The organism is Streptomyces sp. NPDC002785 (assembly GCF_040295565.1).
GTDB lineage: Bacteria > Actinomycetota > Actinomycetes > Streptomycetales > Streptomycetaceae > Streptomyces.
This window is the reverse complement of the sequence record NZ_JBEOVN010000010.1, coordinates 31,728-55,747: the sequence shown is the minus strand read 5'-3', so window position 1 is coordinate 55,747 and position 24,020 is coordinate 31,728. Positions and strand designations below refer to the sequence as shown.

Here is a 24,020-nt window from a genome sequence, read left to right as displayed (position 1 = left end):
GTTCGTGGGGGGAACGGGGGTTCTGGGGCCGAATGGGTGACCTTGGCGGCTGCTGCTCGTTGGGCTGGGTGGCAGGTGTCCGGCCTCGTGGGAGGGGGTGGTGTGGTGGGTGGGCTGAGGGAGTTGACGGCGTCCTTCGTGGTGCCGGGGCCTGCTGGGGTGGCGATCCGGGACCGTCTCAAACACCTCACGCCGCACGACGAGGAAGTCCTGCGCTCGGTCGGTGAGCATCAGGGTGCGCTCGCTTCCCGTGATCTCAAGGCTCGCTGCGTGGATGGTCCGGGGCACAGCGCGGACACCTGGGCGTCGCGTAAGCGGGACCTGACGCCGCTGTCGTCGTCGCGGATCGCGGGTGCGATCACCAAGGCCACGCACGATCAATGGGCGCTCGCACGCCGTGGCCAGGCAGCACACATCCGGAATCTGGCAGCCGGGATCAAGACGCTGCGGCACCGCCTGTCCCTCCCGGTCGGTGAGCGAGGAACCAAACACGCTGCGGGCGGCTACCGCTCCCGGAGTGAGTGGTTCCACAAGTCCCGCCGTCTCGCGGTGCTGGAGGCGCGGCACGCGGCCGTTGCTGCCGACTGGCAGGCCGGACGGGTGCGGGTGGTGCGGGGCGGCAAGCGCCTCCTCAATACCCGCCACCACCTCACCAAAGCCCAGCTGACCGAAGGCCAGTGGCGGGAACGCTGGGAGGCGGAGCGCTGGTTCATCGCCGCCGACGGTGAGTCGGGAAAGAGGTTCGGGAACGAGACGATCCGCGTCACCCCGGACGGCGAAGTCAGCATCAGACTGCCTGCCCCGCTCGCGCACCTGGCCAACACCGGGCACGGCCGCTACACACTCCACGCCACGGTCGCGTTCGCGCACCGGGGCGCGGAGTGGGCCGATCGCATCGCCGCGAACCGGGCCGTCGCCTACCGCATCCACCTCGACACGGAGCGCGGCCGCTGGTACCTCACCGCGTCCTGGCAACGCCCCGTCGTGCAGACCATCCCGCTGGAGACCGCCCGTGCCCGGGGCATGGTCGGCGTCGACACCAACGCCGACCACTTCGCCGCCTACCACCTCGACCGGCACGGCAACCCCATCGGCGACCCGCACCGCTTCCCCTACGACCTCTCCGGGACCGCCAGTCACCGCGACGCCCAGATCCGCCACGCGCTGACCCGGCTGATCAACTGGGCCAATCGAGTCGGTGTCGCCGCGATCGGCATCGAGGACCTCGACTTCACCACCGAGAAGACCCGCGAGAAACACGGCCGCCGAAAACGGTTCAGGCAGCTGATCTCCGGCATCCCGACCGGAAAGCTCAAGGCCCGGCTCGTCTCCATGGCCGCCGAACAGGGCCTGAGCATTGTCGCGGTCGACCCCGCCTACACCTCCCTGTGGGGTGCCCAGCACTGGCAGAAACCACTGGCCACCCCCAAGCGAAAGATGTCCCGTCACGATGCCGCCGGCATCGCGATCGGACGACGCGCCCTCGGACACCCGGTCCGGCGAAGGACGGCACCGCCCCCACACGACCAGAGCGATCGTGCGGGGCATCGGACCGCCCAGGCCGAACGAGGTGACCGGGGGCGTGAGGGAACCCGCCCACCCTCAACGGACCGGCCCCCTGGAGGGCCGTCGCCGCGCGGGAAGCGAAAGCGGGAACCCAGTGCATCCAAAACCGTTCGGGATGCGCCCAGTACGCAACAGTGGGTCCAGGACCCACTCATGCACACTGGTTAGGAACGGTCAGTGGGCGTCGCGTACGGCGAGGGCTCGGCGCAGGTCGTCGATCTGGTCGATGAGCTTGCGGCGCAGGGCCGGGATGAGGGTCTTGTCGTTCAGTGCCTGTTCGCCGAGGTGGAGGTTGTCGGCGTCGACGGCGTAGGCGGGGAAGGCGTACCGGCCGGCGGCTTCGGCGATGGCGGGGCCGCGGCGGGTGGCGAGCCGGGTCGCTTCGGGGTAGTAGCGGGGCACGTAGTCCCGTACGAGGTCGGCCTGTTCGGGCTGCCAGAAGCCTTGGGCGGTGGCGGTGAAGAGGTAGTTGGAGAGGCTGTCGTCGTTGAACAGTGCGTGCCAGGCGGCGGCCTTGGCGTCGGGGGTGGGGAGGGCGGCCCGGCAGCGGGCGGCGCCTTCCTGTCCGGTGGCGCTGGGGTCTTGTTCGAGTTCGGCGGCGATGGCGGTTTCGTCGGTGGCGCCGAGGACGGCGAGGCGGGTGAGGATGCGCCAGCGCAGTTCGGGGTCGAGTTCGGGTCCGCCGGGGACGGTGCCGGTGGTGAGCCAGTCCTGGATGGTGTCGGGCTGGGTGGCGGCGTCGATGAGGTGGCGTACGGCGACGAGGCGCAGGCCGGGGTTGTGGCCGTCCTCGGTGCGGCGGATGACGTCGCGGCACAGGGCGGTGAGGGTGGCGAGGGCGGCGGGGCGGTCTTCGGGGGCGAGATAGCGGCCGGCGATGTGGGTGTCGGCGAAGGCGAGTACGCCTTGGGCGAGGGCGAGGTCGGTTTCGTGCGGGAGGTGTGCGCGGGCCGTTTCGAGGTAGGTGGTGGGGGCGAGTTCGCCGTCGCGGACCATGTCGCGGGCGGTGTTCCAGATGACGGCGCGGGTCAGTGCGTCGGGGATGCCGGACAGGTCGCGTACGACGGTGTCCCAGGACTTGGCGTCGAGGCGGACCTTGGCGTAGCTGAGGTCGCCGTCGTTGAGGACGACGAGGGCGGGGCGTCGGCCGGGCAGGGCCTTGGCCGTGCCGTTCTGGGGGATGTCGATCTCGAACCGGTCGCGCAGGACGAGGCGGTCGGGGCCGGTGTGGGTGTCGGGGGCGTGGTCGTAGGCGCCCACGGCGATGCGGTGGGGGCGGCTGCCGTCGTGGTCGACGGTGAGGGACCAGGTGCCGTCGGACTCGTCGACGTGGGGGGTGAGGGTGTCGACTCCGGTGGTGCGCAGCCAGGTGTCGGCCCAGGCGTGGACGTCGCGGTCGGTGGCCGATGCGAGGTTGTCGATGAAGTCGGCGAGGGTGGCGTTGGCGAACTTGTGGCGGGCGAAGTGGGCGTTGATGCCGGCCAGGAAGTCTTTCTCGCCGAGCCAGGCGACGAGTTGGCGCAGGGCGGATGCGCCCTTGGCGTAGGAGATGCCGTCGAAGTTGAGCATCGCGGACGCGGTGTCGGGGACGGCGGCCGGGTCGGGGGCGACGGGGTGGGTGGAGGGGCGCTGGTCGGCGTCGTATCCCCAGCCCTTGCGGGCGACGCCGAAGTCGACCCAGGTGTCGGTGAAGCGGGTGGCTTCGGCGAGGGTCTGGTAGCCCATGTACTCGGCGAAGGACTCGTTGAGCCAGATGTCGTCCCACCAGGCGAGGGTGACGAGGTCGCCGAACCACATGTGGGCCATTTCGTGGGCGATGACCATGCCTCGGGTCTGGCGCTCGGTGTCGGTGACGGCGGAGCGGTAGACGAATTCGTCGCGGAAGGTGACGAGTCCGGGGTTCTCCATGGCGCCGGCGTTGAACTCGGGGACGAAGGCCTGGTCGTAGGAGTCGAAGGGGTAGGGCTCGTCGAACTTCTCGTGGAAGCGGTCGAAGCAGGCGCGGGTGATGTCGAGGATCTCGTCGGCGTCCGCGTCGAGGTGGGGGGCCAGTGAGCGGCGGCAGTGGATGCCGAAGGGCAGTCCGGCGTGCTCGGTGGTCACGGAGTGCCAGGGGCCTGCGGCGACGGCGACGAGGTAGGTGGAGATCAGCGGGGTGGCTGCCAGGGTCCACCGGCCGTCGCCCTGGTGCTCGGCGATGCCGTTGCCGAGCACGGTCCAGCCTTCGGGGGCGGTGAGGGTGAGTTCGAAGACGGACTTGAGGTCGGGCTGGTCGAACGCGGCGAAGACGCGTTGCACGTCTTCCATGAACAGTTGGGTGTAGACGTACGTTTCGTTGTCGGTGGGGTCGGTGAAGCGGTGCATGCCTTCGCCGGTGCGGGAGTAGCGCATGGCGGCGTCGATGCGCAGTTCGTGCGTGCCGGCGGTGAGTGCGGTGAGCGGGAAGCGGTTCTCGACGAGGTGGGCGGGGTCGAGGGGCTGTCCGTCGAGGCTGATCGAGCGCAGGGTGGCGGGCTTGAGCTCGACGAACGTGTCACCGGCCTCGGCCGCGGTGAACTGGATGACGGTACGGGAGTCGAAGGTCTCCTCCCCTCCGGTCAGATCGAGGTCGATCGTGTACCGGTGTACGTCGAGGAACTGGGCTCGGGTCTGCGCTTCGTCGCGCGTCAGTACGGACATGCGTCCATGCTGCCGTACGGGGTGCGCCGGGCGCAGGCGGGTTCTCCCAGGGCTGAGTGGGGGTGAGTGCCGGGCGGGGCGCTGGTGGTGGTGCCGTGGCCGGTGATGCCGTGGCCGCCGGGGAGCCGGGTGCCGCGCCGGTCCGCGGGCCGGTTCGGGTCGGTGCCCCGGTGGGCGGATCGCTGCGTCGTCACACACCGCGCGGCTTCTTCGGCGCTGCGTACAGGACTTCGCGACGGCGTCGGCAGGTGCGTGGCGGCGGGCGCCGGGCTTCCTGGCCGGGACCGGTGGCTGCCTGACCAGCACTACTGGATCGGGCAGCCGCCGGGAAGGGCGGGGCTGCGGCGACCGCGGGTTTCGCGGGGCGTCCGGCTGCGGGTTCTACCGGTTTCCGTCGGGAGGCGGACCGCTTCTGTGTGCGGGCCGGGGCCGGCCCGTGCCGACGGGCCGGCCTGCCTCGCGCCGGGGCGGACGAACCGTCGGCGGGGGCCGCGGGACGGCGTCGTACCGGCCCGGTGGGGTCAGTCGCCGGACGTCGTCTCCTGCGCCGCCTTCAGGTTCAGCAGGTCGAGCGCGATGTCGGTGATCATGTCCTCCTGACCACCGACCATCTTGCGGCGGCCGACCTCGACCAGGATGGCCCGGGTGTCGAGTCCGTAGCGGCTCGCCGCGTTCTCGGCGTGCCGCAGGAAGCTGGAATACACGCCCGCGTAGCCGAGGGTCAGGGTCTCGCGGTCCACTCGGACCTCGCGGTCCTGAAGCGGACGTACCAGGTCGTCGGCGGCGTCCATGAGTGGGAACAGGTCGCAGCCGTGCTCCCAGCCCATCAGGTCGGCGACGGCGATGAACGCTTCGAGCGGGGCGTTGCCCGCGCCCGCGCCCTGGCCGGCCAGTGAGGCGTCGACCCGTGTGACACCGTGCTCGACGGCGACGACCGAATTGGCCACGCCGAGCGCGAGGTTGTGGTGGGCGTGGATGCCCAGTTCCGTCGCGGCGTCCAGCACCTCGCGGTAGGCGAGGGCCCGTTCCCGTACGCCGTCCATGGTGAGCCGGCCGCCGGAGTCGGTGATGTACACGCATTGTGCGCCGTAGGACTCCATCAGCTTTGCCTGGCGGGCGAGTTCGGCGGGCTCGGCCATGTGGGACATCATCAGGAAGCCTGCCACGTCCATGCCCAGTTCGCGGGCGGCCGCGATGTGCTGTGCGGAGATGTCGGCCTCGGTGCAGTGGGTGGCCACGCGCACCGAGCGGATGCCGAGCGCGTGCGCCTGCCGGAGGTCGTGCAGGGTGCCGATGCCCGGCAGCAGCAGGGTGGTGGGAACGGCCTTCTTGGCGGCGTCCGCGACGGCCTCGATCCATTCCCAGTCGGTGTGCGCGCCGACACCGTATGTGATGGAGGAGCCGGACAGGCCGTCGCCGTGGGCGATCTCGATCGCGCCGACTCCGGCGTCGTCCAGGGCGGTCGCGATGGTCCGGGCCTGCTCGACGCTGTAGCGGTGCCGGACTGCGTGCATGCCGTCGCGCAGGGTCACGTCCTGGATGTACAGCGGGCTGCGGGGGCAGGGCTGTCCGGCGGTGGCCGCGGTGGTGGTGTGGTCGGTCATCGGGGTGCCACCTCGCTGGAGCGGTGAGCGGCCATGTGCTCCGCGGTACGCAGAGCGGCCGAGGTCATGATGTCGAGGTTGCCGGCGTAGGCGGGCAAGTAGTGGGCGGCGCCCTCGACTTCGAGGAAGACGGAGACCTTCACGGCTTCCTTCCCGGCGCCTGCGGGAAGCAGCCCGCGCAGCGGGTCGTCGTCGGCGACCCGGTCGAACTGGACCTTCTGCTTGAGGCGGTAGCCGGGTACGTACGCCTGGACGCGGGCGGCTATCTCCTCGACGGAGGCTGCCACGGCGGCGTCGTCGCACTCGCCGACCAGGCAGTACACGGTGTCGCGCATGATGAGCGGCGGTTCGGCGGGGTTGAGGACGATGATCGCCTTGCCGCGGGCGGCGCCGCCGACCTTCTCGATGGCCGAGGAGGTGGTCTCGGTGAACTCGTCGATGTTGGCGCGGGTGCCGGGTCCGGCGGAGCGGGACGAGATGGAGGCGACGATCTCGCCGTAGTGGACCGGGGTGACGGCGTTGATGGCGGCGACCACGGGGATCGTGGCCTGTCCTCCGCAGGTCACCATGTTGACGTTTCCGGCGCCGAGGTGTTCGCCGAGGTTGACCGGCGGGACCACGTAGGGGCCGATCGCGGCCGGGGTGAGGTCGACGACGGTGCGGCCGACGGCGCGGAGCACCTGGTCGTGGTAGCGGTGCGCGCCCGCGGACGTGGCGTCGAAGACGATCCGGACCTCGGCGAACTCGTCCATCTTCAGCAGGCCGTCGACTCCTTCGTGGGTGGTGGCGACCTTCAGCCGGCGGGCACGTGCGAGGCCGTCGGACGCCGGGTCGATGCCGGCCATCGCCGCGATCTCCAGGCGGTCCGAGAGCCGCAGGACCTTGATCATGAGGTCGGTGCCGATGTTCCCGGAGCCGATCACCGCGACCTTGGTGCGGCCGCCGTCCGAAACTGCGCTGCTCAACTCTGGTCTCCCTGCTCGGGGGCGGCGAAGCCGACCCGTACGGAACCGAGGCCCGAGATCCGGGCCTCGAAGGTGTCGCCGGGCGCCGCGACGGCCATCGGACCGAGCGCTCCGGTGAGGACGATGTCTCCGGCCCGCAGCGGGTCTCCCATCGCGGCGAGCGTGGACGCCAGCCAGACCGCGGCGTTCAGCGGGCCGTCGAGGCAGTCCGATCCGCTGCCCTCGGAGACCTTCTCGCCGCCCCGGGTCATGGTCATCCGGACCCCGCGCAGGTCCACGGCGGTCAGCGGCACGGGAGCGCCGCCGAGGACGAACAGCCCGCAGGAGGCGTTGTCGGCGATCGTGTCGACGAGGCTGATGTCCCAGTCCGCGATCCGGCTGTCGACGATCTCCAGGGCGGGCAGGGCGAAGTCGACCGCGCGGATCACGTCGGCGACCGTCGACTGCGGGTGCGGGAGACCGGCGCCCAGCACCAGGGCCACCTCGGCCTCCACCTTGGGCTGGAGAAGCCGGCCGGCCGGGACGGTCCCGCCGTCGGGGACGGCCATGTCGGACAGGAGTGCGCCGAAGTCCGGCCGGTCGACGCCGAGCTGGCGCTGGACGGCCGGCGAGGTCAGACCGATCTTGCGGCCCACGATGCGGCGGTCGCCGGTGAGGCTCGACTCGATGGTGCGGCGCTGCACGGCGTACGCGGAGGCCACGTCCCCGGTGGCAAAGAGATCGCGTACGGGCGGACAGGGAATGCCGGACCGCGCGGCCTCGGCCAGAGCCTCGGCCGCATCGGCGACGGCGGCGAACGGTGCGGCGGTCACGGGGTACCTCCGGGGGGAAGAGAAGAAGAAAGATGTGCGGGAACGCGTCGTCGGCGCGGCGCGGTGCGCCGCCGGGACTCCGGTATAGACGTCGCGGTGGTGCCCGCGCCAAGGGTCGTTCCGCGACATGGAACGGTGTCGGCGAAATCCGCGGGCGGGTGCGGCCGCCCTGCCGGCCGGCCCGGGGACCGGCCGTTCAAGTGACCTATGGTGGTGCGGTGTCAACAGGAAACGACGTGGTCGCGCGGAACTTTCGCATCCTCAGGGAGCAGCGCGGGCTGTCGCTGGCCGAGCTCGCCCGGCAGGCCGGTCTGTCGAAGCAGAATCTGTCCAAGGTCGAGCAGGGCACGGGCAACCCCACCGTGGAGACGCTGTTCGCGGTGGCGCTGGCCCTCGGTGTGCCGGTGACACGGCTGGTCGCGGAGCGCGAGCAGGTCATGACGGTGCGCCCGGGTGACGAGGCCGTCTGGCAGCAGCACGAGGGGTACGAGAGCCGCAGCCTGGACCACGTCTACGGTTCGGGTGTCATCGAGAACTACATCCTGCGCATACGCGGCACGGGCCGCTCCGGGCCGCATCCGGTGGGCACGCTGGAGCATCTGTACGTGATCAGCGGGCGGGTCAGGGTGGGTCCCGAGGACGGCCCGGTGGAGCTGGGTGCGGGCGACTTCGTACGGTTTCCCGGCGACCGTCCGCATCTGTACGCCTCCCTCGAGGGGGAGAGCGTGGTGCACATCGTGGTCAGTGTGCCCCGCGTCCAGCCGGGCACCGGCGGCGTTGCGCGGGGCCACACACACGGGGCCGGGAGGGCCACCCCGCCCTCCTGAGCCACCACCGGGGGGCTCTCCCGTCGCACCGCTCCGTGTCCGGCCGGGCCGGCCGCACGGGCCCGGAGCGGTGGGACGGATCAGGCGGCGGCCGTCTCCTGGCTCGCCCCGGGCTTCCTGCGGGCCCGCGGGCGGGCCGTGGCTCCGAGTTCCCTGGCGGCCTCGAACGCGACCCGGCGCAGTTCGGGTGCGATGCGTGCGGATTCGAAGCGTCCTGCCACGCCGGAGACGGAGACGGCGGCCACGGGGCGCCCGCCGGCCCCCATGACAGGGACCGCCACACAGGAGACGCCGGGCAGGATCTCCTCCCGGTCGTAGGCGATCCCCTCACGGCGGATACGGGCCAGTTCGGCCCGGAAGTCCTCGGGATCGGTCACCGAGTTCTCCATCGGTGCGGGCAGTCCGTCGGCGATCGCCTGCTCGGCCGCGTCGTGGTCGAAGGCGAGCAGCGCCTTGCCGACGGCGGTGCAGGAAGCGGGCAGCCGCGTGCCGATCCGGGTGGGCGTACGGGCGCGGCGGTGGCCGTGCAGCTTGTTGACGTACATGACGTCGGTGCGGTGCAGCACGGCCAAGTGCACGGTCTCCTGGGTGAGGACGTACAGCTCGGTGAGGAAGGGCAGCAGCCGCTCCTGCAGCATCAGCGGGGTCGGGCCGTAGACCCGGCGGCCGATGTCGAAGAGCTGGGGTCCCAGCCGGTAGCTGCTGCCCACTCTCTCGACGACGTCGTTGCGCTGGAGGATGCCGAGCAGCCGGAACGCGGTCGACTTGGTCAGCCGGGTACGGCGGGCGAGCTCACTGACACCGACCTCACGGTCCTCCTCGGCGAGCGACATCAGCAGGGTGAGCGCCTTGTCCACGGCGGTCTGCTGCTCACGAGAGGTGTCCGAACCCGTCGGGCCGGCGGCATCGGTGATCGGGGTACGGTCGAGCATGTTCGCCTCCGCGCATTCCTGGCGACCACTCCAGTGGACGCATGTCCACTCTAGAGAACAGTTTCGCGCGTGTGAACAGTCAAGCGCAGGCAAAACCGAAATTGCGGTGCCTCGTACATCACAGTCGGGCATACACCGCAGTCGTTCCGTACGAGGCATCGGGGTCGGCGTACCCCGGTGCGCCGCGTCCGCGGCGCGGGCGTCACGGGTTGACGATCACCTTCCCGGTGACCTCGCCGTCGATCATGGCCCGGAAGCCGTCGTGGATGCCGGACAGCGGGATCTCCCGGTCGATCCGGGGCCGGATCCCGGCGCTCTCCATGAACCGCAGCAGCGAGACGAACTCCTGACGGGTTCCGCCCGTGGAGCCCAGCACCCGCTGCTGGAGGTAGAAGATCCGGTTCAGGTCGGCCGGCGGATTGGCCCCACTGGTCGCCCCGGCGACCACGACCGTGCCGCCCGGGCGCAGCGACCGCAGCGAATGCGGCCAGGTTGCCTCTCCGACGGTCTCCACGACCACGTCGACCTTCTCCGGCAGCCTCTCCCCCGTTTCCAGTGCCACGTGGGCACCCATCGTCAGGGCCGCCGCGCGCTTGTGCTCCGACCGGCTGGTCGCGTACACCCTGGCCCCGGCGGCACGGGCCAGGGTGATCGCCGCCGAGGCCACCCCGCCACCGGCGCCCTGCACCAGCACCCGGTCGCCCGGACGGATCCGGGCCTGGGTGAACAGCATCCGGTACGCCGTCAGCCAGGCGACCGGCAGACATGCGGCCTCCGCGAAGGACAGCGACGCCGGCTTGGGGACGAGATTGCGGCGCGGCACGCACAGCAGCTCGGCGAACGCCCCGTCGTGCCGCTCCGACAGCAACGCCCGTCCGGGGTCGAGGGTCTCGTCGCCCCCGCCCGCCTGTGGGTCGCCGATCACCGGGTGGATCACGACCTCGTTGCCGTCCTCGTCGTACCCGGCGGCGTCGCAGCCCAGCACCATCGGCAGCCGGTCGGCGGGGTGACCGACACCGCGCAGCGTCCAGATGTCGTGGTGGTTCAGCGCCGCCGCGACGACCTTGACCACGGTCCAGCCCGGCGGGGCCACCGGCGCGGGCACCTCGCGCAGTTCGAGCCCGCTCAGCGGGTCGGCGGGGTCCTGGCGTACGGCGACGGCGGCGAGCATCGGTCCTCCGGGCGTGAGGGGGGTCCACAAGGCGGTGTGCGGCAGCGCACGGCGGCCACGCTCTGCGGCCGCGCCCCTCCGGGACAAGCGGCCGTGCCGTGACGCGGCACGGCCGAAGCCCGCCCCCGTACCCACGGTTCCGCCGGCCGGGACCGTCGCACCGGAACGTGACGCGGTGTGTTCCACAGGGCGGCACAGCACATGGCACGACCGGTCCCGAGGCGGTCTGCTGTGAAATGCCCGAACGGACCGCCGAGCCGTCCGGCCCTACTCCCCGAACAGACCTGAAGGGACGGCCCGTCATGCAACTGAGCGGACTGGGATACTTCGGACTCCGAACCCGGCGCATCAACGAGTGGCGCACCTTCGCCGAGGACGTGCTCGGCCTGTCGGTGCAGACCACCGGCGACGGGCTGCGGCTGCGCGCCGACGACCGCGCCTGGCGGATCGCCCTGCACGAGGCCGATTCCGAGGAGTTCGGCTACGTCGGCTGGGAGGTTCCGGGCCCCGCCGAACTCGCCGCGGCAGCCGATGAACTGACGCGGGCCGGTATCGGAGTCAGTCATGCGGACGAGCAGATGCTCCGCGACCGGGACGTCCTGGGGCTCTTCCACATCGAGGACCCCAACGGCGTACGTGTGGAGATCTTCTACGGTGCCCGCACCGCCACCGCCCCGTTCGTCTCACCGACCGGCGCCCGCTTCATCACGGGTGAACAGGGCCTGGGCCACGTGGTGTTCTCCGTCGAGGACTACGCCGCGACCCTGCGGTTCTACACCGAGCTGCTCGGCTTCCGGATCTCCGACTTCTGTGACCTCGGCCGCAAGCGGGTCGCGTTCCTGCACACCAACCCCCGTCACCACTCGCTGGCGTTCGCCGGGCTCGTCATCGAGCCCGAGCGCAAGCCGCGCAAGGACGTGGAGCCGGGCGAGCTCTTCCACTTCATGCTGGAGGTCGACGCGCTCGACACCGTGGGGTACGCGTACGACCGCTGTCTGGACGGTGCGGCGCCGCTCGCCCTGACGATCGGGCGGCACAGCAACGACCGGATGCTGTCCTTCTACGCGGTCACGCCGTCCGGCTTCGAGGTCGAGTACGGGTACGGCGCCATCACCGTCGACGACCCCTGGACCGCGACCCGGGTCGACGGCACCACCCTGTGGGGCCACCACCGGCCGGCGCGCCCCGCCGCCCAGGCCGGACAGGAAGGAACGAAGGCATGAGCGACCTCCACCGCACCCCCGCTCCCGCAGTCGATGTCACCGAGTACTTCGACCTCGACAACGGTCTCGTCGACCGCGGGATCTTCGGCGACACCGCCCTCTACCAGCAGGAGCTGCGCCGCGTCTTCGCGCCGAGCTGGCTCTTCCTCGCCCACACCTCGCAGTTCCGCAAGCCGGGCGACTTCTTCACCACGTACATGGGTGAGGACCCGGTCATCGTGACCATGGACAAGGAAAGGCGGATCCGCGCCTTCCTCAACGCCTGCCGCCACCGCGGTATGCGGGTCTGCCGGGCGGACGCCGGTGCGACCAAGGCGTTCACGTGCAGCTACCACGGCTGGGCGTACGACACCTCCGGCGCACTGATCAACGTCCCGAACCGGGAGGGGTACCCGGAGAGCTTCGACCGGAGCCGCTGGGGCCTGACCGAGGTCGCCCAGCTGGACACGTACCGAGGGCTGATCTTCGCGACCTGGAACCCGCAGGCGCCCCCGCTCATCGAGGCGCTCGGCGGGATGACCTGGTACATGGACGCCATGCTGGACCGTGACCCGGAGGGCACGGAGGTCATCGGCGGTGTTCACAAGTGGGTCCTGGAGGGCAACTGGAAGCTCGCCGCCGAGCAGTTCTCCTCCGACTGGTACCACGTGAACATCTCGCACGCCTCCGCGCTGATGGTCATGTCGCCCAGCGGCAAGGGCCCCAAAACCGGGATCGTGCAGACCCCGGGACGCCAGTACACCGACCCGAACGGTCACGGCGCCGGTTTCCCGACCCACCCCAAGAGCCGTTTCGACGACCGCGTGGTGCACGAGTACTACGACTACGACCAGCTGCGCGAGCGCCTGGGCGACGGCCGTGCCGAAGGTCCGATGACGACCGGGCACGCCAACATCTTCCCCAACTTCTCGTATCTGCCGGTCAACGGCAGCATCCGGGTCTGGCACCCGAAGGGGCCGGACAAGATGGAGGTCTGGGCCTGGACGGTCGTCGACAAGTCGATGCCCGACGAGGTCAAGAACGCCCAGCGCCTGTACAACCTGCGCACCTTCGGACCGACCGGCATCTTCGAGCAGGACGACGGCGAGAACTGGAGCGAGTGCCAGGCCACCGCTCACGGTTTCATGGCCGGCGGCATGACGCTCAACTACCAGATGGGCATCGGTACGGGCACCGAGGACGGCGTCCACCCCGGTACCACCGGACATCTGTACTCCGACGGGGCCGCGCGGGGCTTCTACACCCGCTGGCGCGACCTGATGAACACCCCGGCCTGGCACGAGAAGGCAGCTGACGAACGATGACCTCCGCCGAATCCACCGACACCGCGTTCACCTCCGTGCGCGTCGCCGCCCTCGGCGGCATCGAGGAGGGCGAAGCCCTCCGGGTGCCCGTCGAGCAGACCGGGCACCACGACGCCATCTCCGTCTTCCACGACAGCGGGAAGTACTACGCCCTCGACGACACCTGCTCGCACGGCCAGGCGTCCCTGGCCGACGGCTGGATCGAGGGCGGCGAGGTCGAGTGCCCCCTGCACAGCGCCCGCTTCTGCCTGAGGTCCGGTGAGCCGCAGTGCATGCCGGCCACCCTCGCGGCCCGGACCCACAGGGTCGAGGTCGTCGACGGCGAGATCTGGCTGCACCCGGGCCAGGAGCCGACGTCATGACGAGGATCGCCCTGGTCGGCGCCGGGATCTCCGCCGTGTCGACCTGCGACGCCCTGCGGGGCGGCGGCTTCGACGGCGAGATCGTCCTGCTGAACGGCGAGGACGGGCTGCCCTACGACCGTCCTCCGCTGAGCAAGGACGTCCTGAACGGTGCCGTGACCGCACAGAACGGCATCTTCCTGCGGCCGGCCGACTGGTACGAGCAGCAGCGCGTCGAGCTCCGGACAGGCGCCGTCGTCACCGCCCTGCGCCCCGACGAGGGTGTGCTGGAACTGGCCGACGGCACCGAGCTGACCGCCGACCGCATCGTGCTGGCCACCGGCGGCGCCGTTCGCACCCTCCCGGTGCCCGGTGCCGACGACCCGGCCGTGCACACCCTGCGCACCTGGGAGGAGGCACGGCGGCTGCGGGCCCGGCTGGTGCCCGGCGCCCGGATCGCCGTCGTCGGAGCCGGGCTCATCGGTGCCGAGACCGCGGCGGTCGCCACCGCGCTGGGCTGCTCCGTCACCTTGATCGATCCGGTGCCGGTGCCGCTGACCACGGTCGTCGGCCCGGACATCGCCGGGGCGCTGCACGCCCGGCACCGCACCGAGGGCGTCGAGGTCGTCACCGGGGGTGTGGAGCGCATCGACCGGGCACCCGGCGCCGAGGAGGTCACCGTTACCGTGAGCGGGCGCCCCGAGCCCGTCGCAGCCGACACCGTGGTCGTCGGCATCGGCATCCGCCCGGCGACCGCGCTGGCCGAGGCCGCGGGGCTCACCGTCGACAACGGCATCGTCGTCGACGCGGCGCAGCGCACCTCGCACCCGCGGGTGTACGCGGTCGGCGACGTGGCCCGGCGGGACGGTGAACCGGTGCGGCACGAGCACTGGGACGCCGCTCAGAACGGTGGCCGGGCCGCGGCCGCCGGACTGCTCGGTGCGGCCGCGCCCGACCAAGGTGCCTCGTGGTTCTGGTCCGACCGGTACGGCAGTCGGCTGGAGGGGGTCGGTTCGATGGCCGACGCCGAGGAGACCGTCGTGAGGGGTGACGTCGCCTCCGGCGCCTTCACGGTGCTCGGGCTGCGCGGCCCGGTGCTGGTCGCCGCCGCCGCGATCGACCGGCCCAAGGACATCAAGGCCGCCCAGCGGCTGATCGCCCGCGCGGTGCCCGTCTCCGCGGACCGGCTCGCCGACCCGGCGACCGAACTGCGCGCCCTGCTCCGCGGCTGAACCGCCCCGGGCGGGCGGCACCCGGCGCGCCGCCCGCCCCCCTGAGCCCTTCTCCCCCGGCCCCGTCATGGTGTGTGCCGCCCACCGGCACACCCGCTCCCCGCACCCGCCGCCGTGCGATGGGATGGCCGACACAGCGCGGCACGCAAGGAGGATCCATGAGCATCCACACCACGGAATCCGCCGCCGCCCCCACGGGCGGGCCGGCCCTGGACGATCTGCTGCTCCACTTCGAGGTACAGCGCTTCTACACCCTCGAAGCCCATCTGCTCGACCAGCACCGGTACGCCGACTGGCTGGAGCTGCTCGCCGACGACCTGCACTACTGGGCGCCCGTACGCACCAACCGGCTGCGCCGCCAGCAGTCGCTCGCCGACGGCACCCCCGGCGAGGTGGCGATCTTCGACGAGACGAAGGACAGCCTCGCCTGGCGCATCCGGCGCTTCGACTCCGGCATGGCCTGGGCCGAGGACCCGCCGTCGCGCACCCGGCACCTGGTCACCAACGTGGCCGTGCGCCCCGGTGACGAGGACGGCACGTACATCGCCGAGTCCTCGTTCCTGGTCTACCGCAACCGCCTGGAACGTGAGGTCGATCTGTACGCGGGCGGCCGCACCGATCTGCTGCGGCGGGCCGCCGATGGCTCGTTGAAGGTGGTACGCCGCCACATCCTGCTCGACCAGAACGTGCTGCTCGCCAAGAACATCAGCACCTTCCTCTGAGTGGCTGTCGGGCGACCTTCGATCGGACAGCGGACGCGGTCTGGTGCGTGCGATTCCAAGGCGCCGAGATGTCCTCGGATGGGGCCTCCCCTGCTCCTTGAGAGCTTGGGGAAGGAGCTACTAGGACATCTCGGCAACGCGGGAAGCGTGCGTGCCAGGGCGCGGCCGCCCGATCAGAGGTCACCCGACAGCCGCTGAGGCGCCGGTCCCGCTCCGGCGGGCCCCCGGCCCTTTGCCCCGTACCCCGAAATCCCCCGCACCTCCTGGAGTTCCCCGTGGCCTCTGCCCTCGACGACGACGCCGTACAGCCCGAGATCGTCACCCACATCGTCCAGACCTCGCTGGGCCCGGTCTCGGTCAGCGAAGCGGGCGAAGGCCCGGTGCTCGTGATGCTGCACGGGGGCGGGCCGGGGGCCGACGGCCTGGCCAACTACCGGCACAACCTCGCCGCGCTCGCCCCGCACTTCCGGGTCGTGCTGCCCGACCAGCCGGGCTTCGGCGGCAGCTACCGCCCGACCGAGGAGGATCTCGACGCCCGTTCCATCACCGGGATCACCGTCGACGCCGTGCTCCAGGCCCTCGACGGCCTCGGCATCGAGCGCTTCCATCTGCTGGGCAACAGCCTCGGCGGCGCGGCCGCCATCGCCCTCGCCCTCGCCGCCCCCGAGAGAGTCGCGAAGCTGGTGCTGATGGCGCCCGGCGGCGGCTGGCTGCCCTTCGGCCCCACCCCCACCGAGGGGCAGAAGGCGATGTTCCGGTACTACAACGGCGAAGGCCCGACGGTGAAGAAGATGCGGGACTTCATCCGCGTCATGACGGCCGAGCCCAAGCGGTGGGAGGACACCGTCCAGGCCCGTTACGAGGCGTCCCTGGACCCGAGCCACATCGAGTTCTACCACCGCTACAACGCCGCGTTCACCAAGCGGCACGGCATGGACCCGCTCTGGCGCGACGTCCACCGGATCAAGGCCCCGACCCTGTTGCTGTGGGGCCGCGACGACCGGACCATCACCCTGGACGGCGCACAGCTCATGCTCAAGCAGATCCGGGACGTCCAGCTGCATGTCTTCGGCGGCTGCGGCCACTGGGTGCAACTGGAGCGGCAGGCCGAGTTCGAGCGTCTCGTCACCGACTTCCTCCAGGAGCGCTGAGTCATGTCCGAGCCCGTACCGAACACCGCGAACGCCCCGGCCGCAGGCTGGCTCGCCGGAGACGTCGCGCTGATCACGGGTGGCGCGAGCGGCCTGGGCCGCGCCATCGCGCTGCGCTACCTCGCCGAGGGCGCGTCGGTCGCCGTCCTGGACCGGGACGCCGGGCAGCTCGCGGCGCTGGTCGAGGCCGCGGGCGAGCACGCGGACCGGGTGCTGCCGATCTCCGGTGACGTACGCTCGACACAGGATCTGCACGGAGCGGTCGCGGGGACCGTCGAGCGGTTCGGCAGACTGGACGTCCTGGTACCCAATGCCGGGATCTGGGACTATCACCGCAGCCTCACCCGGCTGTCGGGCGCGGAGCTGGCCGAGGCGTTCGACGAGATCTTCTCCGTCAACGTCAAGGGCTACCTGCTCGCCGTGGAGGCGGCCTGGCGAGAGCTGGTCAAGACCAGAGGCAGCATCATCATGACGCTCTCCAATTCCTCCTTCCATGCCAACGGCGGCGGACCGGTCTACACCGCGAGCAAGCATGCCTGTCTTGGTCTGGTCCGCGAGTTCGCCTATGAACTCGCCCCCAAGGTCCGGGTCAACGGCGTCGCCTGCGGCGGTATGCGCACCCAGCTGCGCGGTCCGGAGAGCCTGGGGCTGGAGGCGCGCAGGATCGAGGACTCGTTCGCCCGCGCCGAGGCCGCCGGCGCCCGTCCGCACGTGCCGCTGTACGAGGCGAGTGTGGAGCCGGAGGACTTCACCGGGACGTACGTCCTGCTGGCTTCCCGCCGCAACAGCGGCAACATCACCGGTGCCGTGGTGCCCGTCGACGGCGGTATCGCCGTTCGCGGATTCCGCAGCGCGGCCGGTGGCAGCGACCTCTGAGCCCGGCTCCGAGGCGACGCACCGTTTGTCTCCCCCCTTCACGCCCACCTGCCGACAGCCACCGAAGGAGCCGTTCGGGTCATGGTCGACATCAGTCCCGCTGCCGCCGTGCAGCGCAGAGCCCGGTACGACGCAGCCGCCACCGTCCTCGTCTACGAGGGCAGGACCGTCACCGCAGGCGCCCTCGCCACCACCGTGAGCCGACTGGCCGCGGGCCTCGCGGCGCGGGGTCTGCGACGTGGTGACCGGGTGGCGTATCTGGGGCTCAACAGCGTCACCCTGTTCGAGGCGCTGCTGGCCGCCGGTCATCTCGGCGCGGTGTTCGTGCCGGTCAACCACCGCCTCGCGGCCGACGAGGTGCGGCACATCCTCACCGACTCCGGTGCCCACACACTGATCGTCGAGGAGAGCCACCGCGCACTGGCCGAGTCGATCCTCGCCGAGATCCCGGTACGCCGGCCCGTCCTCGTGGACACGGACCCCTCGTGCCCGGCCGCGCCCGCTCCGCCCGCCGTATGGACGCTCCTGTCGGAGCTGCTGTCGGCCGACGCGGGACGGCCGGCCGCAGTATCGCTGGGCGACGACGACCTGGCCGCCCTGATGTACACGTCGGGGACGACCGGCCGCCCCAAGGGCGTCATGCTCACGCACGGCAATCTGTGGTGGAACGCGGTCAACGTGGACTCCATGGTCGACACCCGCCCCGACGACGTGAACCTGGCCGTCGCCCCGCTGTTCCACATCGGCGGGCTGAACGCCCTCACGTTGCGCACCCTGACCCGTGGCGGCACGGTCGTCGTACGCCGCTCCTTCGACCCCGCACAGTGTCTGACCGACCTGGTGGAGCACCGGGTGACCAGCATCTTCGCCGTGCCCGCCATGTTCGCGGCGCTCGCCCGCGTACCGGGGTTCACCGAGGCGGACCTCGCCGCGCTACGGGCGGTCATCGTGGCGGGAGCGGCCGTGCCGCCGCAGCTCATCGAGGAATACGCGCACACCCACGGGGTCCTTCTCCAGCAGGCGTGGGGCCTCACCGAGACCGCCCCGTTCGCCACCTACCTCCCGGCGGCGCTCACCCTGGAGAAGACCGGTTCGGCAGGGCTTCCCATGCCGTACACGGAGGTGTGCCTGAGGGCTCCGGGAAAGGGCGGCGTCATCGAGGAGCCCGATGTGCGCGGTGAGATCTGCGTGCGCGGCCCCAATGTCGTCAGCGGTTACTGGAACAACCAGACCGCCACCCGTGAGGCTTTCGACGATGCGGGCTGGTTCCACAGCGGCGACGTCGGCTACCGGGACAAGGACGGCCACTACTTCATCGTCGACCGCCTCAAGGACATGATCATCAGCGGCGGGGAGAACATCTACCCCGCCGAGGTCGAGCGGGTCCTCAGCGCTTTTCCCGGAACCGTCGAGGTCGCCGTCGTGGGGATACCCGACCCCAAATGGGGCGAGACCGTCGTCGCGGTCCTGGTCTGCGAGCCGGGAGTCGAGCCGCTGCTGGAGAAGGTGCGTGACTTCGCGAGCCGTCAGCTCGCCCGGTACAAGCTGCCCACCCGACTGGTGGTCGCCCCGGAGCTTCCCCGCAACGCGGGCGGCAAGCTGCTCAAGGGCCAGGTGCGCGACATCGTCCTCCAGCAGGTCACGGCGGTTGCGGACTGACCACCCCCGCGGCGGGTGACGCGGTGAGCGGTGACTCCTCCGCTCCGCGTCCGCCCGGCGCTCTCTCTCGGCCGTGTCGTCGAACTGCCGTCTGCCGTGCGACGACACGACCTCGTACCCTCGTCCCCGCGGAAGGCCGCCGATGTCCCCCCACACCATGAGTCACGGCCCGGAGCCGGTGCCCGCTCTCCCCGCCCGCGTCGGCGTGTGGACCCTGCGGCCCGTACCGTCCACACCCCTGGACGGCGGCCTTCCCCTTCCCGCCACCGCCCGCGCGTACACCGCGCGGCGGGGCGGGTCCGCACCCGCGTTCCGGGTGGAGATCCAGCGGGTGCTGAGCCACCCGCTGCGCGGCTGCTACCCGGTGGGCGCCCGTGACCTGCTCCTCGCTCTCCAGCCGCTCACCCCGCAGCCCGAGCCGGAGACCGCCGCCCTTCTCGACGCGCTCACCCGGGCCCTCTTCGGCGCCGACCCGCACTGTCGCCGCATCATGGCGGCCCCGGACGCCGAGGATGTTCCCGGCCAGGAGCGGTACGCAGCGGGGCACTTCCGTACGGTCGCCGAGGCCGATCTGCACGAACGCACCGTGACCCTGATGGTGGTGGAACCTCCGCAGGTCACCGAGGTCTCCACCGCCCTGGACGACATGCCGCACTGATCCCCCACGGGTACGGGCGGGGCCGTTCAGGCCCCCGCGTCACCGTTCGCCGACTCCTCCGCGATCCGCTCGTGGTGGCGGATGACCTCCGCCACGATGAAGTTCAGCAGCTTCTCCGCGAAGGCCGGGTCCAGGTGCGCGCTCTCCGCCAGCTGCCTCAGGCGGGCGATCTGCCGGCTCTCGCGGGCCGGGTCGGCCGGGGGGAGCTGGTGGGCGGCCTTGAGGTGGCCGACCTGCTGGGTGCACTTGAAGCGCTCGGCGAGCATGTGGACGACAGCGGCGTCAATGTTGTCGATGCTCTCGCGCAGCCGGTTCAGTTCCGCGCTCACGGACTCGTCGATGTCCTTCGTGGTCATGGTCAGCGAGCTTAGACCGGCCGACAGATGGGGGGTGGGAGAAGGAGCGGGGCTGGGTGCGTGCAGCTGCAAGGCGGAGGATTGAGGCAGATGGGGTCTCCCCTGCTCGAGCGCAGCCGAGAGCTTGGGGAAGGAGCCATGGTGATTGACGACAACGCGGCAGATGCGCGTGCCCAGCCCCGCGACGCCGCCCCCCCCCATTTGCCGGTCGGTCTTAAGCCCCGACCCCCCGTATCAGCGCCCTGGCCACGGACGCGGCGAACTCGTCGAGGGACTGCGGCGGTCCCCCGCCCTCCGTGGCCTCGTAGGCGAACGCCCGCTGCACGCAGGCCCCAAGGAGCAGTGACGCGGCCGCATAGGTGTCGGCGTCGGCCCGCACCCGCCCTGCGGCCTGCTCGGAGCGCAGATACGCGTCCAGGCCGCGGATGGGCATGTGCGGGCCGGTGCCCAGCTCCCTCATCGCCGCGTTGTGGCGCTCCTTGAGCCTCGGCTCGGCGTACAGCGAAGCGGCGATCGGGAAGCTCTGTTCGTAGAAGAGGGCGGCCTGGCGGGCGATCTCGGTGAGGTTCTGCTCAACGGTCCGCTCCCCCGCCCCAGGGGTCGCGATGAGTCGCTCCAACAGCGGGTTGAGCTTGGGCAGCCGCTCTTTGAGCACGGCCACGAACAGCTCTTCCTTGCTGGGGAAGTGCTTGTAGAGCGCGGCCTCCGAGCAGCCTGCGGCTCTGGCGATCTCCTTGGTGGTGACGCGGGCCAGACCGATGGTGAGCATCAGCTGATGGGCGGCGTCGACGATGCGGACGCGAGCCGGCTTCTGCTCCATGTGCACTCCAATGAAGCTTGACGAGGTGGTGAGTATCCGCTCACTCTAGGGGTGAGTGAATACTTACCCACCCTGGGATGGTGTGCAATGAGGATCACGGTGTTCGGTGCGACGGGCGGCATCGGTCAGGAAATTGTCCGCCAGGCGGTGGCGGCGGGCCATGGAGTGACGGCGGTGGTCCGTGATCCGGCGCGACTGGCCGTCCCGCTCTCCGCCGTACAGGTCCACACGGCGGCGCGCATCGACGACCCGGAGGCGCTGCGCGAGGCGGTCGCGGGCCGGGACGCGGTGCTCTCCGGGCTCGGCTCGCGAGGCCGGAAGGCCGACGGGATCGCCGAGCGGCTCACCCGGTCGGTGCTGCGGGCGATGGAGGCCGAGGGGACGCGGCGGCTGCTGGTGGTCAGCGCGGCCCCGGTCGCGCCTGAGCCCGCGGACGACCCGCTGCTGGACCGGATGATGCTGAAGGCGATCAGGGCGGTCCTCAAAGAGGTGTACGCGGACCTGACGCTGATGGAGGCCGCACTGGCCCGCAGCGCGACGGACTGGACGTCCGTACGGCCGCCGAAGCTCACCAACGGGCCGCTGACGGGGACGTACCGCACGGTCTACGGCGGCAACCCGCGCAGCGGCCGGTCCATCTCGCGGGCCGACGTGGCGCACGCGATGCTGACGCTGATCGACGATCCGGCGGCGGTGAAGCAGGGCGTGGGCGTGGCGTACTGAGCGGCGCGCCCGCTACAGGCTGACGCCGACCGTCACGGGTTCGTTGACGAGCGTGACGCCGAATGCCTCGTGGACCCCGGCGACGACCTCACGGGCGAGCGCGAGGAGGTCCTCGGTGGTCGCGCCGCCGCGGTTGGTGAGCGCGAGGGTGTGCTTGGTGGAGATACGGGCCGGTCCCGTGCCGTATCCCTTGGTGAAACCGGCCTTGTCGATGAGCCAGGCCGCGGAGGTCTTGGTGCGTCCCCCGTCCGCGGGGAAGGCGGGGGGCGTCACCTCGGGGCCGAGCCGGTCCGTGGCGCGGGCGAGGAACGCCTCGTACTCCGCCTCCTCCAGGATCGGGTTGGTGAAGAAGGAACCGGCCGACCAGGAGTCGTGGTCCTCCGGGTCCAGCACCATGCCCTTGCCGGCGCGGAGCCTGAGCACCGTTTCGCGGGCGGCGGCGGCGGGCACGCGCTCGCCCTGTTCGACGCCCATGGCGCGGGCCGTTTCGGGGTACTTCAGGGGCGCGGACAGACCGCCCGCCTCTTCCAGCTCGAAGCGGACGCGCAGCACCACGAAGCGGTCGGGTTGGGCCTTGAAGCGACTGTGCCGGTACGAGAACGCGCACTCGGCGTTCGGGATGGTGACCGTTTCGCGGGTGTACCGGTCGTAGGCGACGACCTCCGTGATGGTGGAGGACACTTCCTGGCCGTAGGCGCCGACGTTCTGGATCGGCGTCGCACCCGCGGAGCCCGGAATTCCGGCCAGGCACTCGATGCCTGCGAGACCGGCTTCGACGGTGCGGGCGACGGCGTCCGTCCAGACCTCCCCGGCGGCCAGCTCCAGCGTCGTACCGTCCAGGGCGAAGCCCTCGGTCGCGATGCGCAGGGCGGTGCCGTCGAAGCCCTTGTCGCCGATGACCAGGTTGCTGCCGCCGCCGATGACGAGGAGCGGGGTGCCGCTCTCGTCGGCCTCGTGCACGGCTTCGATCACCTCGGCGTCGGTCGTCGCCGTGAGGAGGCGGGCGGCGGGGCCGCCGAGCCGGAAGGTGGTCAGGGGGGCGAGGGGGGCGTCGTGGAGTTCCTGCACGGGGACAAGAGTACGGTCCGCGGCCCCACCGCTCGGGCGGGGGCCACGGACCGTACGCGCAAGGCCGCGGCTCGGGCGGCGGCTCAGATGCGTCCCTCGGCCGCCTCGGGCTCCGGCGCCGAGGTGTGCGGCGGCCCGGGACGAGCAGGGCGGCCAGGGCCACCGCACCGGCAGGCGATCAGTTCGTTGGTCCCGGGCGGGAGTGCTGCCGCGGCTCAGGCGCCGGTGAAGACGGTGAGCCCGGCGAGGAAGAGCCGCCGTCGGCCGAACCGGTCGCCGAGGGCAGCCCCGAACATCAGCAGGACGGCGAAGGTGCGGGTGTACGCGTGAGGGGCACCGCCCAAGGACGGTGCCCCTCACCCACACTCAACGGCCTCAGCCGAGCTGCACCACTGCGCGGGACATGCCCAGCACCTTCTTGCCCTCGCTCATGACCGTCAGGTCCACCCGCACCTGCCTGTCGTCCAGCAGGGCGGCCACCTTGGCACTGACCTCGATCAAGCCGCCCTTGTCGTCGTTCGCCACGACGACCGGCTTGGTGAACCGCACCCCGTACTCGACGACAGCGCCCGGGTCGCCGACCCAGTCCGTGACCACCCGGATCGCCTCGGCCATGGTGAACATGCCGTGCGCGATCACATCAGGCAGTCCGACCTCGCGGGCGAACTTCTCGTTCCAGTGGATCGGGTTGAAGTCGCCGGAAGCGCCCGCGTACTGCACCAGCGTGGCCCGGGTCACCGGGAAGGACTGCGCCGGCAGCTCCGTACCGACCTCGACCGACTCGTATGCAACCTTCGCCGCCATCACGCCTCCTCGGCGGCGCGCGCCACCAGTTTCGTCCACGCGGTCACGACGTGCTCACCGGATTCGTCGTGGACCTCGCCACGGATGTCCAGGATGTCGTTGCCCGCCAGGGACTTGATGCCCTCGATCGTCGAGGTGACCGTCAGCCGGTCCCCCGCCCGCACGGGGCGCACATAGGTGAACTTCTGGTCACCGTGCACCACGCGGCTGTAGTCCAGGCCCAGCTGCGGGTCCTGCACCACCTGCCCCGCGGCCTTGAAGGTGATCGAGAAGACGAACGTCGGCGGCGCGATCACATCGCTGTGGCCGAGCGCCTTGGCGGCCTCGGGGTCGACGTACACCGGATTCGTGTCGCCCACCGCCTCGGCGAACTCGCGAATCTTCTCCCGGCCGACCTCGTACGGCGGGGTGGGCGGATAGATCCGCCCCACGAAGGACTGGTCGAGCGCCATGAGCTCGCTACCTCCTGATGAAAGATGAAAAGGCCGAAGGACAGCCCTCATACAACGACACGAGGCCGCCCCCAG

The 24,020-nt window shown here is 71.1% G+C and carries 25 protein-coding genes; 12 read left to right on the top strand and 13 right to left on the bottom strand.

What is annotated here, in order from left to right:
- Positions 1–105: 105 nt before the first annotated feature.
- Positions 106–1,734: an IS200/IS605 family accessory protein TnpB-related protein gene (locus ABTZ94_RS04995; protein ID WP_351197568.1), complete on the top strand. Its 1,629-nt coding sequence runs from the start codon at positions 106–108 to the stop codon at positions 1,732–1,734.
- 6 nt (positions 1,735–1,740) lie between these two features.
- Here ABTZ94_RS04995 and pepN read toward each other — a convergent pair whose 3' ends face one another.
- The 5 genes from pepN to ABTZ94_RS04970 all read right to left on the bottom strand — a co-directional run bounded on the left by pepN (position 1,741) and on the right by ABTZ94_RS04970 (position 7,626).
- Positions 1,741–4,245: an aminopeptidase N gene (pepN, locus tag ABTZ94_RS04990; protein WP_351197566.1), complete on the bottom strand. Its 2,505-nt coding sequence runs from the start codon at positions 4,243–4,245 to the stop codon at positions 1,741–1,743.
- Positions 4,233–4,439 carry a hypothetical protein gene (locus ABTZ94_RS04985; RefSeq protein ID WP_351197564.1) on the bottom strand — a complete coding sequence of 69 codons (207 nt, stop codon included), beginning with the start codon at positions 4,437–4,439 and terminating at the stop codon, positions 4,233–4,235. Before ABTZ94_RS04985 ends, pepN begins: the two co-directional genes overlap by 13 nt.
- 327 nt (positions 4,440–4,766) lie before the next feature.
- Complete coding sequence (gene dmpG, locus ABTZ94_RS04980; RefSeq protein ID WP_351197562.1) at positions 4,767–5,849, bottom strand: 4-hydroxy-2-oxovalerate aldolase; 1,083 nt, start codon at positions 5,847–5,849, stop codon at positions 4,767–4,769.
- Complete coding sequence (locus ABTZ94_RS04975; RefSeq protein ID WP_351197560.1) at positions 5,846–6,814, bottom strand: acetaldehyde dehydrogenase (acetylating); 969 nt, start codon at positions 6,812–6,814, stop codon at positions 5,846–5,848. Before ABTZ94_RS04975 ends, dmpG begins: the two co-directional genes overlap by 4 nt.
- Positions 6,811–7,626 (bottom strand): 2-keto-4-pentenoate hydratase, encoded by an 816-nt coding sequence (locus ABTZ94_RS04970; protein ID WP_351197558.1) that lies wholly within the window; start codon positions 7,624–7,626, stop codon positions 6,811–6,813. The genes ABTZ94_RS04975 and ABTZ94_RS04970 overlap by 4 nt, the downstream gene beginning before the upstream one ends.
- A gap of 218 nt (positions 7,627–7,844) precedes the next feature.
- Between ABTZ94_RS04970 and ABTZ94_RS04965 the strand changes: the two genes are divergently transcribed.
- Positions 7,845–8,453, top strand: coding sequence for a helix-turn-helix domain-containing protein (locus ABTZ94_RS04965; protein WP_351197556.1), 609 nt, complete (start codon positions 7,845–7,847; stop codon positions 8,451–8,453).
- An 80-nt stretch (positions 8,454–8,533) separates the two neighbouring features.
- Here ABTZ94_RS04965 and ABTZ94_RS04960 read toward each other — a convergent pair whose 3' ends face one another.
- The gene (locus ABTZ94_RS04960) at positions 8,534–9,385 is read right to left on the bottom strand and encodes an IclR family transcriptional regulator (protein ID WP_351197554.1); all 852 of its coding nucleotides are present in this window, start codon (positions 9,383–9,385) and stop codon (positions 8,534–8,536) included.
- 202 nt (positions 9,386–9,587) lie between these two features.
- Positions 9,588–10,556 (bottom strand): zinc-binding dehydrogenase, encoded by a 969-nt coding sequence (locus ABTZ94_RS04955; protein ID WP_351197552.1) that lies wholly within the window; start codon positions 10,554–10,556, stop codon positions 9,588–9,590.
- Between the two features lie 302 nt (positions 10,557–10,858).
- Between ABTZ94_RS04955 and ABTZ94_RS04950 the strand changes: the two genes are divergently transcribed.
- The 9 genes from ABTZ94_RS04950 to ABTZ94_RS04910 all read left to right on the top strand — a co-directional run bounded on the left by ABTZ94_RS04950 (position 10,859) and on the right by ABTZ94_RS04910 (position 19,722).
- Positions 10,859–11,779 carry a VOC family protein gene (locus ABTZ94_RS04950; RefSeq protein ID WP_351197550.1) on the top strand — a complete coding sequence of 307 codons (921 nt, stop codon included), beginning with the start codon at positions 10,859–10,861 and terminating at the stop codon, positions 11,777–11,779.
- Positions 11,776–13,083: an aromatic ring-hydroxylating dioxygenase subunit alpha gene (locus ABTZ94_RS04945; RefSeq protein ID WP_351197548.1), complete on the top strand. Its 1,308-nt coding sequence runs from the start codon at positions 11,776–11,778 to the stop codon at positions 13,081–13,083. Before ABTZ94_RS04950 ends, ABTZ94_RS04945 begins: the two co-directional genes overlap by 4 nt.
- Positions 13,080–13,445, top strand: a complete 366-nt coding sequence (locus ABTZ94_RS04940; RefSeq protein WP_351197546.1) for a bifunctional 3-phenylpropionate/cinnamic acid dioxygenase ferredoxin subunit — start codon at positions 13,080–13,082, stop codon at positions 13,443–13,445. The genes ABTZ94_RS04945 and ABTZ94_RS04940 overlap by 4 nt, the downstream gene beginning before the upstream one ends.
- Entirely contained in the window at positions 13,442–14,656 is a 1,215-nt protein-coding gene (locus tag ABTZ94_RS04935) for an NAD(P)/FAD-dependent oxidoreductase (RefSeq protein ID WP_351197544.1), read from the top strand. Before ABTZ94_RS04940 ends, ABTZ94_RS04935 begins: the two co-directional genes overlap by 4 nt.
- Before the next feature lie 158 nt (positions 14,657–14,814).
- Complete coding sequence (locus ABTZ94_RS04930; protein ID WP_351197542.1) at positions 14,815–15,378, top strand: 3-phenylpropionate/cinnamic acid dioxygenase subunit beta; 564 nt, start codon at positions 14,815–14,817, stop codon at positions 15,376–15,378.
- A 275-nt stretch (positions 15,379–15,653) separates the two neighbouring features.
- Complete coding sequence (locus ABTZ94_RS04925) at positions 15,654–16,529, top strand: alpha/beta fold hydrolase (protein WP_351197540.1); 876 nt, start codon at positions 15,654–15,656, stop codon at positions 16,527–16,529.
- A 3-nt stretch (positions 16,530–16,532) separates the two neighbouring features.
- Positions 16,533–17,405, top strand: coding sequence for a 3-(cis-5,6-dihydroxycyclohexa-1,3-dien-1-yl)propanoate dehydrogenase (gene hcaB, locus ABTZ94_RS04920; RefSeq protein ID WP_351197539.1), 873 nt, complete (start codon positions 16,533–16,535; stop codon positions 17,403–17,405).
- Positions 17,406–17,486: 81 nt separating this feature from the next.
- Positions 17,487–19,064 carry an acyl-CoA synthetase gene (locus ABTZ94_RS04915; protein ID WP_351197537.1) on the top strand — a complete coding sequence of 526 codons (1,578 nt, stop codon included), beginning with the start codon at positions 17,487–17,489 and terminating at the stop codon, positions 19,062–19,064.
- 142 nt (positions 19,065–19,206) lie between these two features.
- Positions 19,207–19,722 (top strand): GNAT family protein, encoded by a 516-nt coding sequence (locus ABTZ94_RS04910; protein ID WP_351197535.1) that lies wholly within the window; start codon positions 19,207–19,209, stop codon positions 19,720–19,722.
- Positions 19,723–19,748: 26 nt separating this feature from the next.
- Here the strand turns inward: ABTZ94_RS04910 and ABTZ94_RS04905 are convergent, their stop codons facing one another.
- Positions 19,749–20,078, bottom strand: coding sequence for a chorismate mutase (locus tag ABTZ94_RS04905; protein WP_351197533.1), 330 nt, complete (start codon positions 20,076–20,078; stop codon positions 19,749–19,751).
- Between the two features lie 214 nt (positions 20,079–20,292).
- Positions 20,293–20,898 carry a TetR/AcrR family transcriptional regulator gene (locus ABTZ94_RS04900; RefSeq protein WP_351197532.1) on the bottom strand — a complete coding sequence of 202 codons (606 nt, stop codon included), beginning with the start codon at positions 20,896–20,898 and terminating at the stop codon, positions 20,293–20,295.
- An 87-nt stretch (positions 20,899–20,985) separates the two neighbouring features.
- Between ABTZ94_RS04900 and ABTZ94_RS04895 the strand changes: the two genes are divergently transcribed.
- Entirely contained in the window at positions 20,986–21,621 is a 636-nt protein-coding gene (locus ABTZ94_RS04895) for an NAD(P)-dependent oxidoreductase (RefSeq protein WP_351197530.1), read from the top strand.
- Between the two features lie 12 nt (positions 21,622–21,633).
- On the opposite strand, the gene ABTZ94_RS04890 is transcribed toward ABTZ94_RS04895, so the two are convergent.
- The 4 genes from ABTZ94_RS04890 to ABTZ94_RS04875 form a co-directional block, all read right to left on the bottom strand.
- Positions 21,634–22,689, bottom strand: coding sequence for a UDP-N-acetylmuramate dehydrogenase (locus tag ABTZ94_RS04890; protein WP_351197528.1), 1,056 nt, complete (start codon positions 22,687–22,689; stop codon positions 21,634–21,636).
- A gap of 215 nt (positions 22,690–22,904) precedes the next feature.
- The gene (locus tag ABTZ94_RS04885) at positions 22,905–23,033 is read right to left on the bottom strand and encodes a hypothetical protein (RefSeq protein WP_351197609.1); all 129 of its coding nucleotides are present in this window, start codon (positions 23,031–23,033) and stop codon (positions 22,905–22,907) included.
- 31 nt (positions 23,034–23,064) lie between these two features.
- Positions 23,065–23,493, bottom strand: a complete 429-nt coding sequence (locus ABTZ94_RS04880) for a MaoC family dehydratase (protein WP_351197526.1) — start codon at positions 23,491–23,493, stop codon at positions 23,065–23,067.
- Positions 23,493–23,945 carry an FAS1-like dehydratase domain-containing protein gene (locus ABTZ94_RS04875; RefSeq protein WP_351197524.1) on the bottom strand — a complete coding sequence of 151 codons (453 nt, stop codon included), beginning with the start codon at positions 23,943–23,945 and terminating at the stop codon, positions 23,493–23,495. The genes ABTZ94_RS04880 and ABTZ94_RS04875 overlap by 1 nt, the downstream gene beginning before the upstream one ends.
- Positions 23,946–24,020 lie beyond the last annotated feature (75 nt).

What these genes read in the sequence shown, in the direction of transcription:
- pepN (WP_351197566.1), bottom strand. Translation starts at nt 4,245, where the DNA reads ATGTCCGTACTGACGCGCGACGAAGCGCAGACCCGAGCCCAGTTCCTC.
- dmpG (WP_351197562.1), bottom strand. Translation starts at nt 5,849, where the DNA reads ATGACCGACCACACCACCACCGCGGCCACCGCCGGACAGCCCTGCCCC.
- ABTZ94_RS04960 (WP_351197554.1), bottom strand. Translation starts at nt 9,385, where the DNA reads ATGCTCGACCGTACCCCGATCACCGATGCCGCCGGCCCGACGGGTTCG.
- ABTZ94_RS04955 (WP_351197552.1), bottom strand. Translation starts at nt 10,556, where the DNA reads ATGCTCGCCGCCGTCGCCGTACGCCAGGACCCCGCCGACCCGCTGAGC.
- ABTZ94_RS04950 (WP_351197550.1), top strand. Translation starts at nt 10,859, where the DNA reads ATGCAACTGAGCGGACTGGGATACTTCGGACTCCGAACCCGGCGCATC.
- ABTZ94_RS04945 (WP_351197548.1), top strand. Translation starts at nt 11,776, where the DNA reads ATGAGCGACCTCCACCGCACCCCCGCTCCCGCAGTCGATGTCACCGAG.
- ABTZ94_RS04940 (WP_351197546.1), top strand. Translation starts at nt 13,080, where the DNA reads ATGACCTCCGCCGAATCCACCGACACCGCGTTCACCTCCGTGCGCGTC.
- ABTZ94_RS04935 (WP_351197544.1), top strand. Translation starts at nt 13,442, where the DNA reads ATGACGAGGATCGCCCTGGTCGGCGCCGGGATCTCCGCCGTGTCGACC.
- ABTZ94_RS04930 (WP_351197542.1), top strand. Translation starts at nt 14,815, where the DNA reads ATGAGCATCCACACCACGGAATCCGCCGCCGCCCCCACGGGCGGGCCG.
- hcaB (WP_351197539.1), top strand. Translation starts at nt 16,533, where the DNA reads ATGTCCGAGCCCGTACCGAACACCGCGAACGCCCCGGCCGCAGGCTGG.
- ABTZ94_RS04915 (WP_351197537.1), top strand. Translation starts at nt 17,487, where the DNA reads ATGGTCGACATCAGTCCCGCTGCCGCCGTGCAGCGCAGAGCCCGGTAC.
- ABTZ94_RS04910 (WP_351197535.1), top strand. Translation starts at nt 19,207, where the DNA reads ATGTCCCCCCACACCATGAGTCACGGCCCGGAGCCGGTGCCCGCTCTC.
- ABTZ94_RS04905 (WP_351197533.1), bottom strand. Translation starts at nt 20,078, where the DNA reads ATGACCACGAAGGACATCGACGAGTCCGTGAGCGCGGAACTGAACCGG.
- ABTZ94_RS04900 (WP_351197532.1), bottom strand. Translation starts at nt 20,898, where the DNA reads ATGGAGCAGAAGCCGGCTCGCGTCCGCATCGTCGACGCCGCCCATCAG.
- ABTZ94_RS04895 (WP_351197530.1), top strand. Translation starts at nt 20,986, where the DNA reads ATGAGGATCACGGTGTTCGGTGCGACGGGCGGCATCGGTCAGGAAATT.
- ABTZ94_RS04880 (WP_351197526.1), bottom strand. Translation starts at nt 23,493, where the DNA reads ATGGCGGCGAAGGTTGCATACGAGTCGGTCGAGGTCGGTACGGAGCTG.
- ABTZ94_RS04875 (WP_351197524.1), bottom strand. Translation starts at nt 23,945, where the DNA reads ATGGCGCTCGACCAGTCCTTCGTGGGGCGGATCTATCCGCCCACCCCG.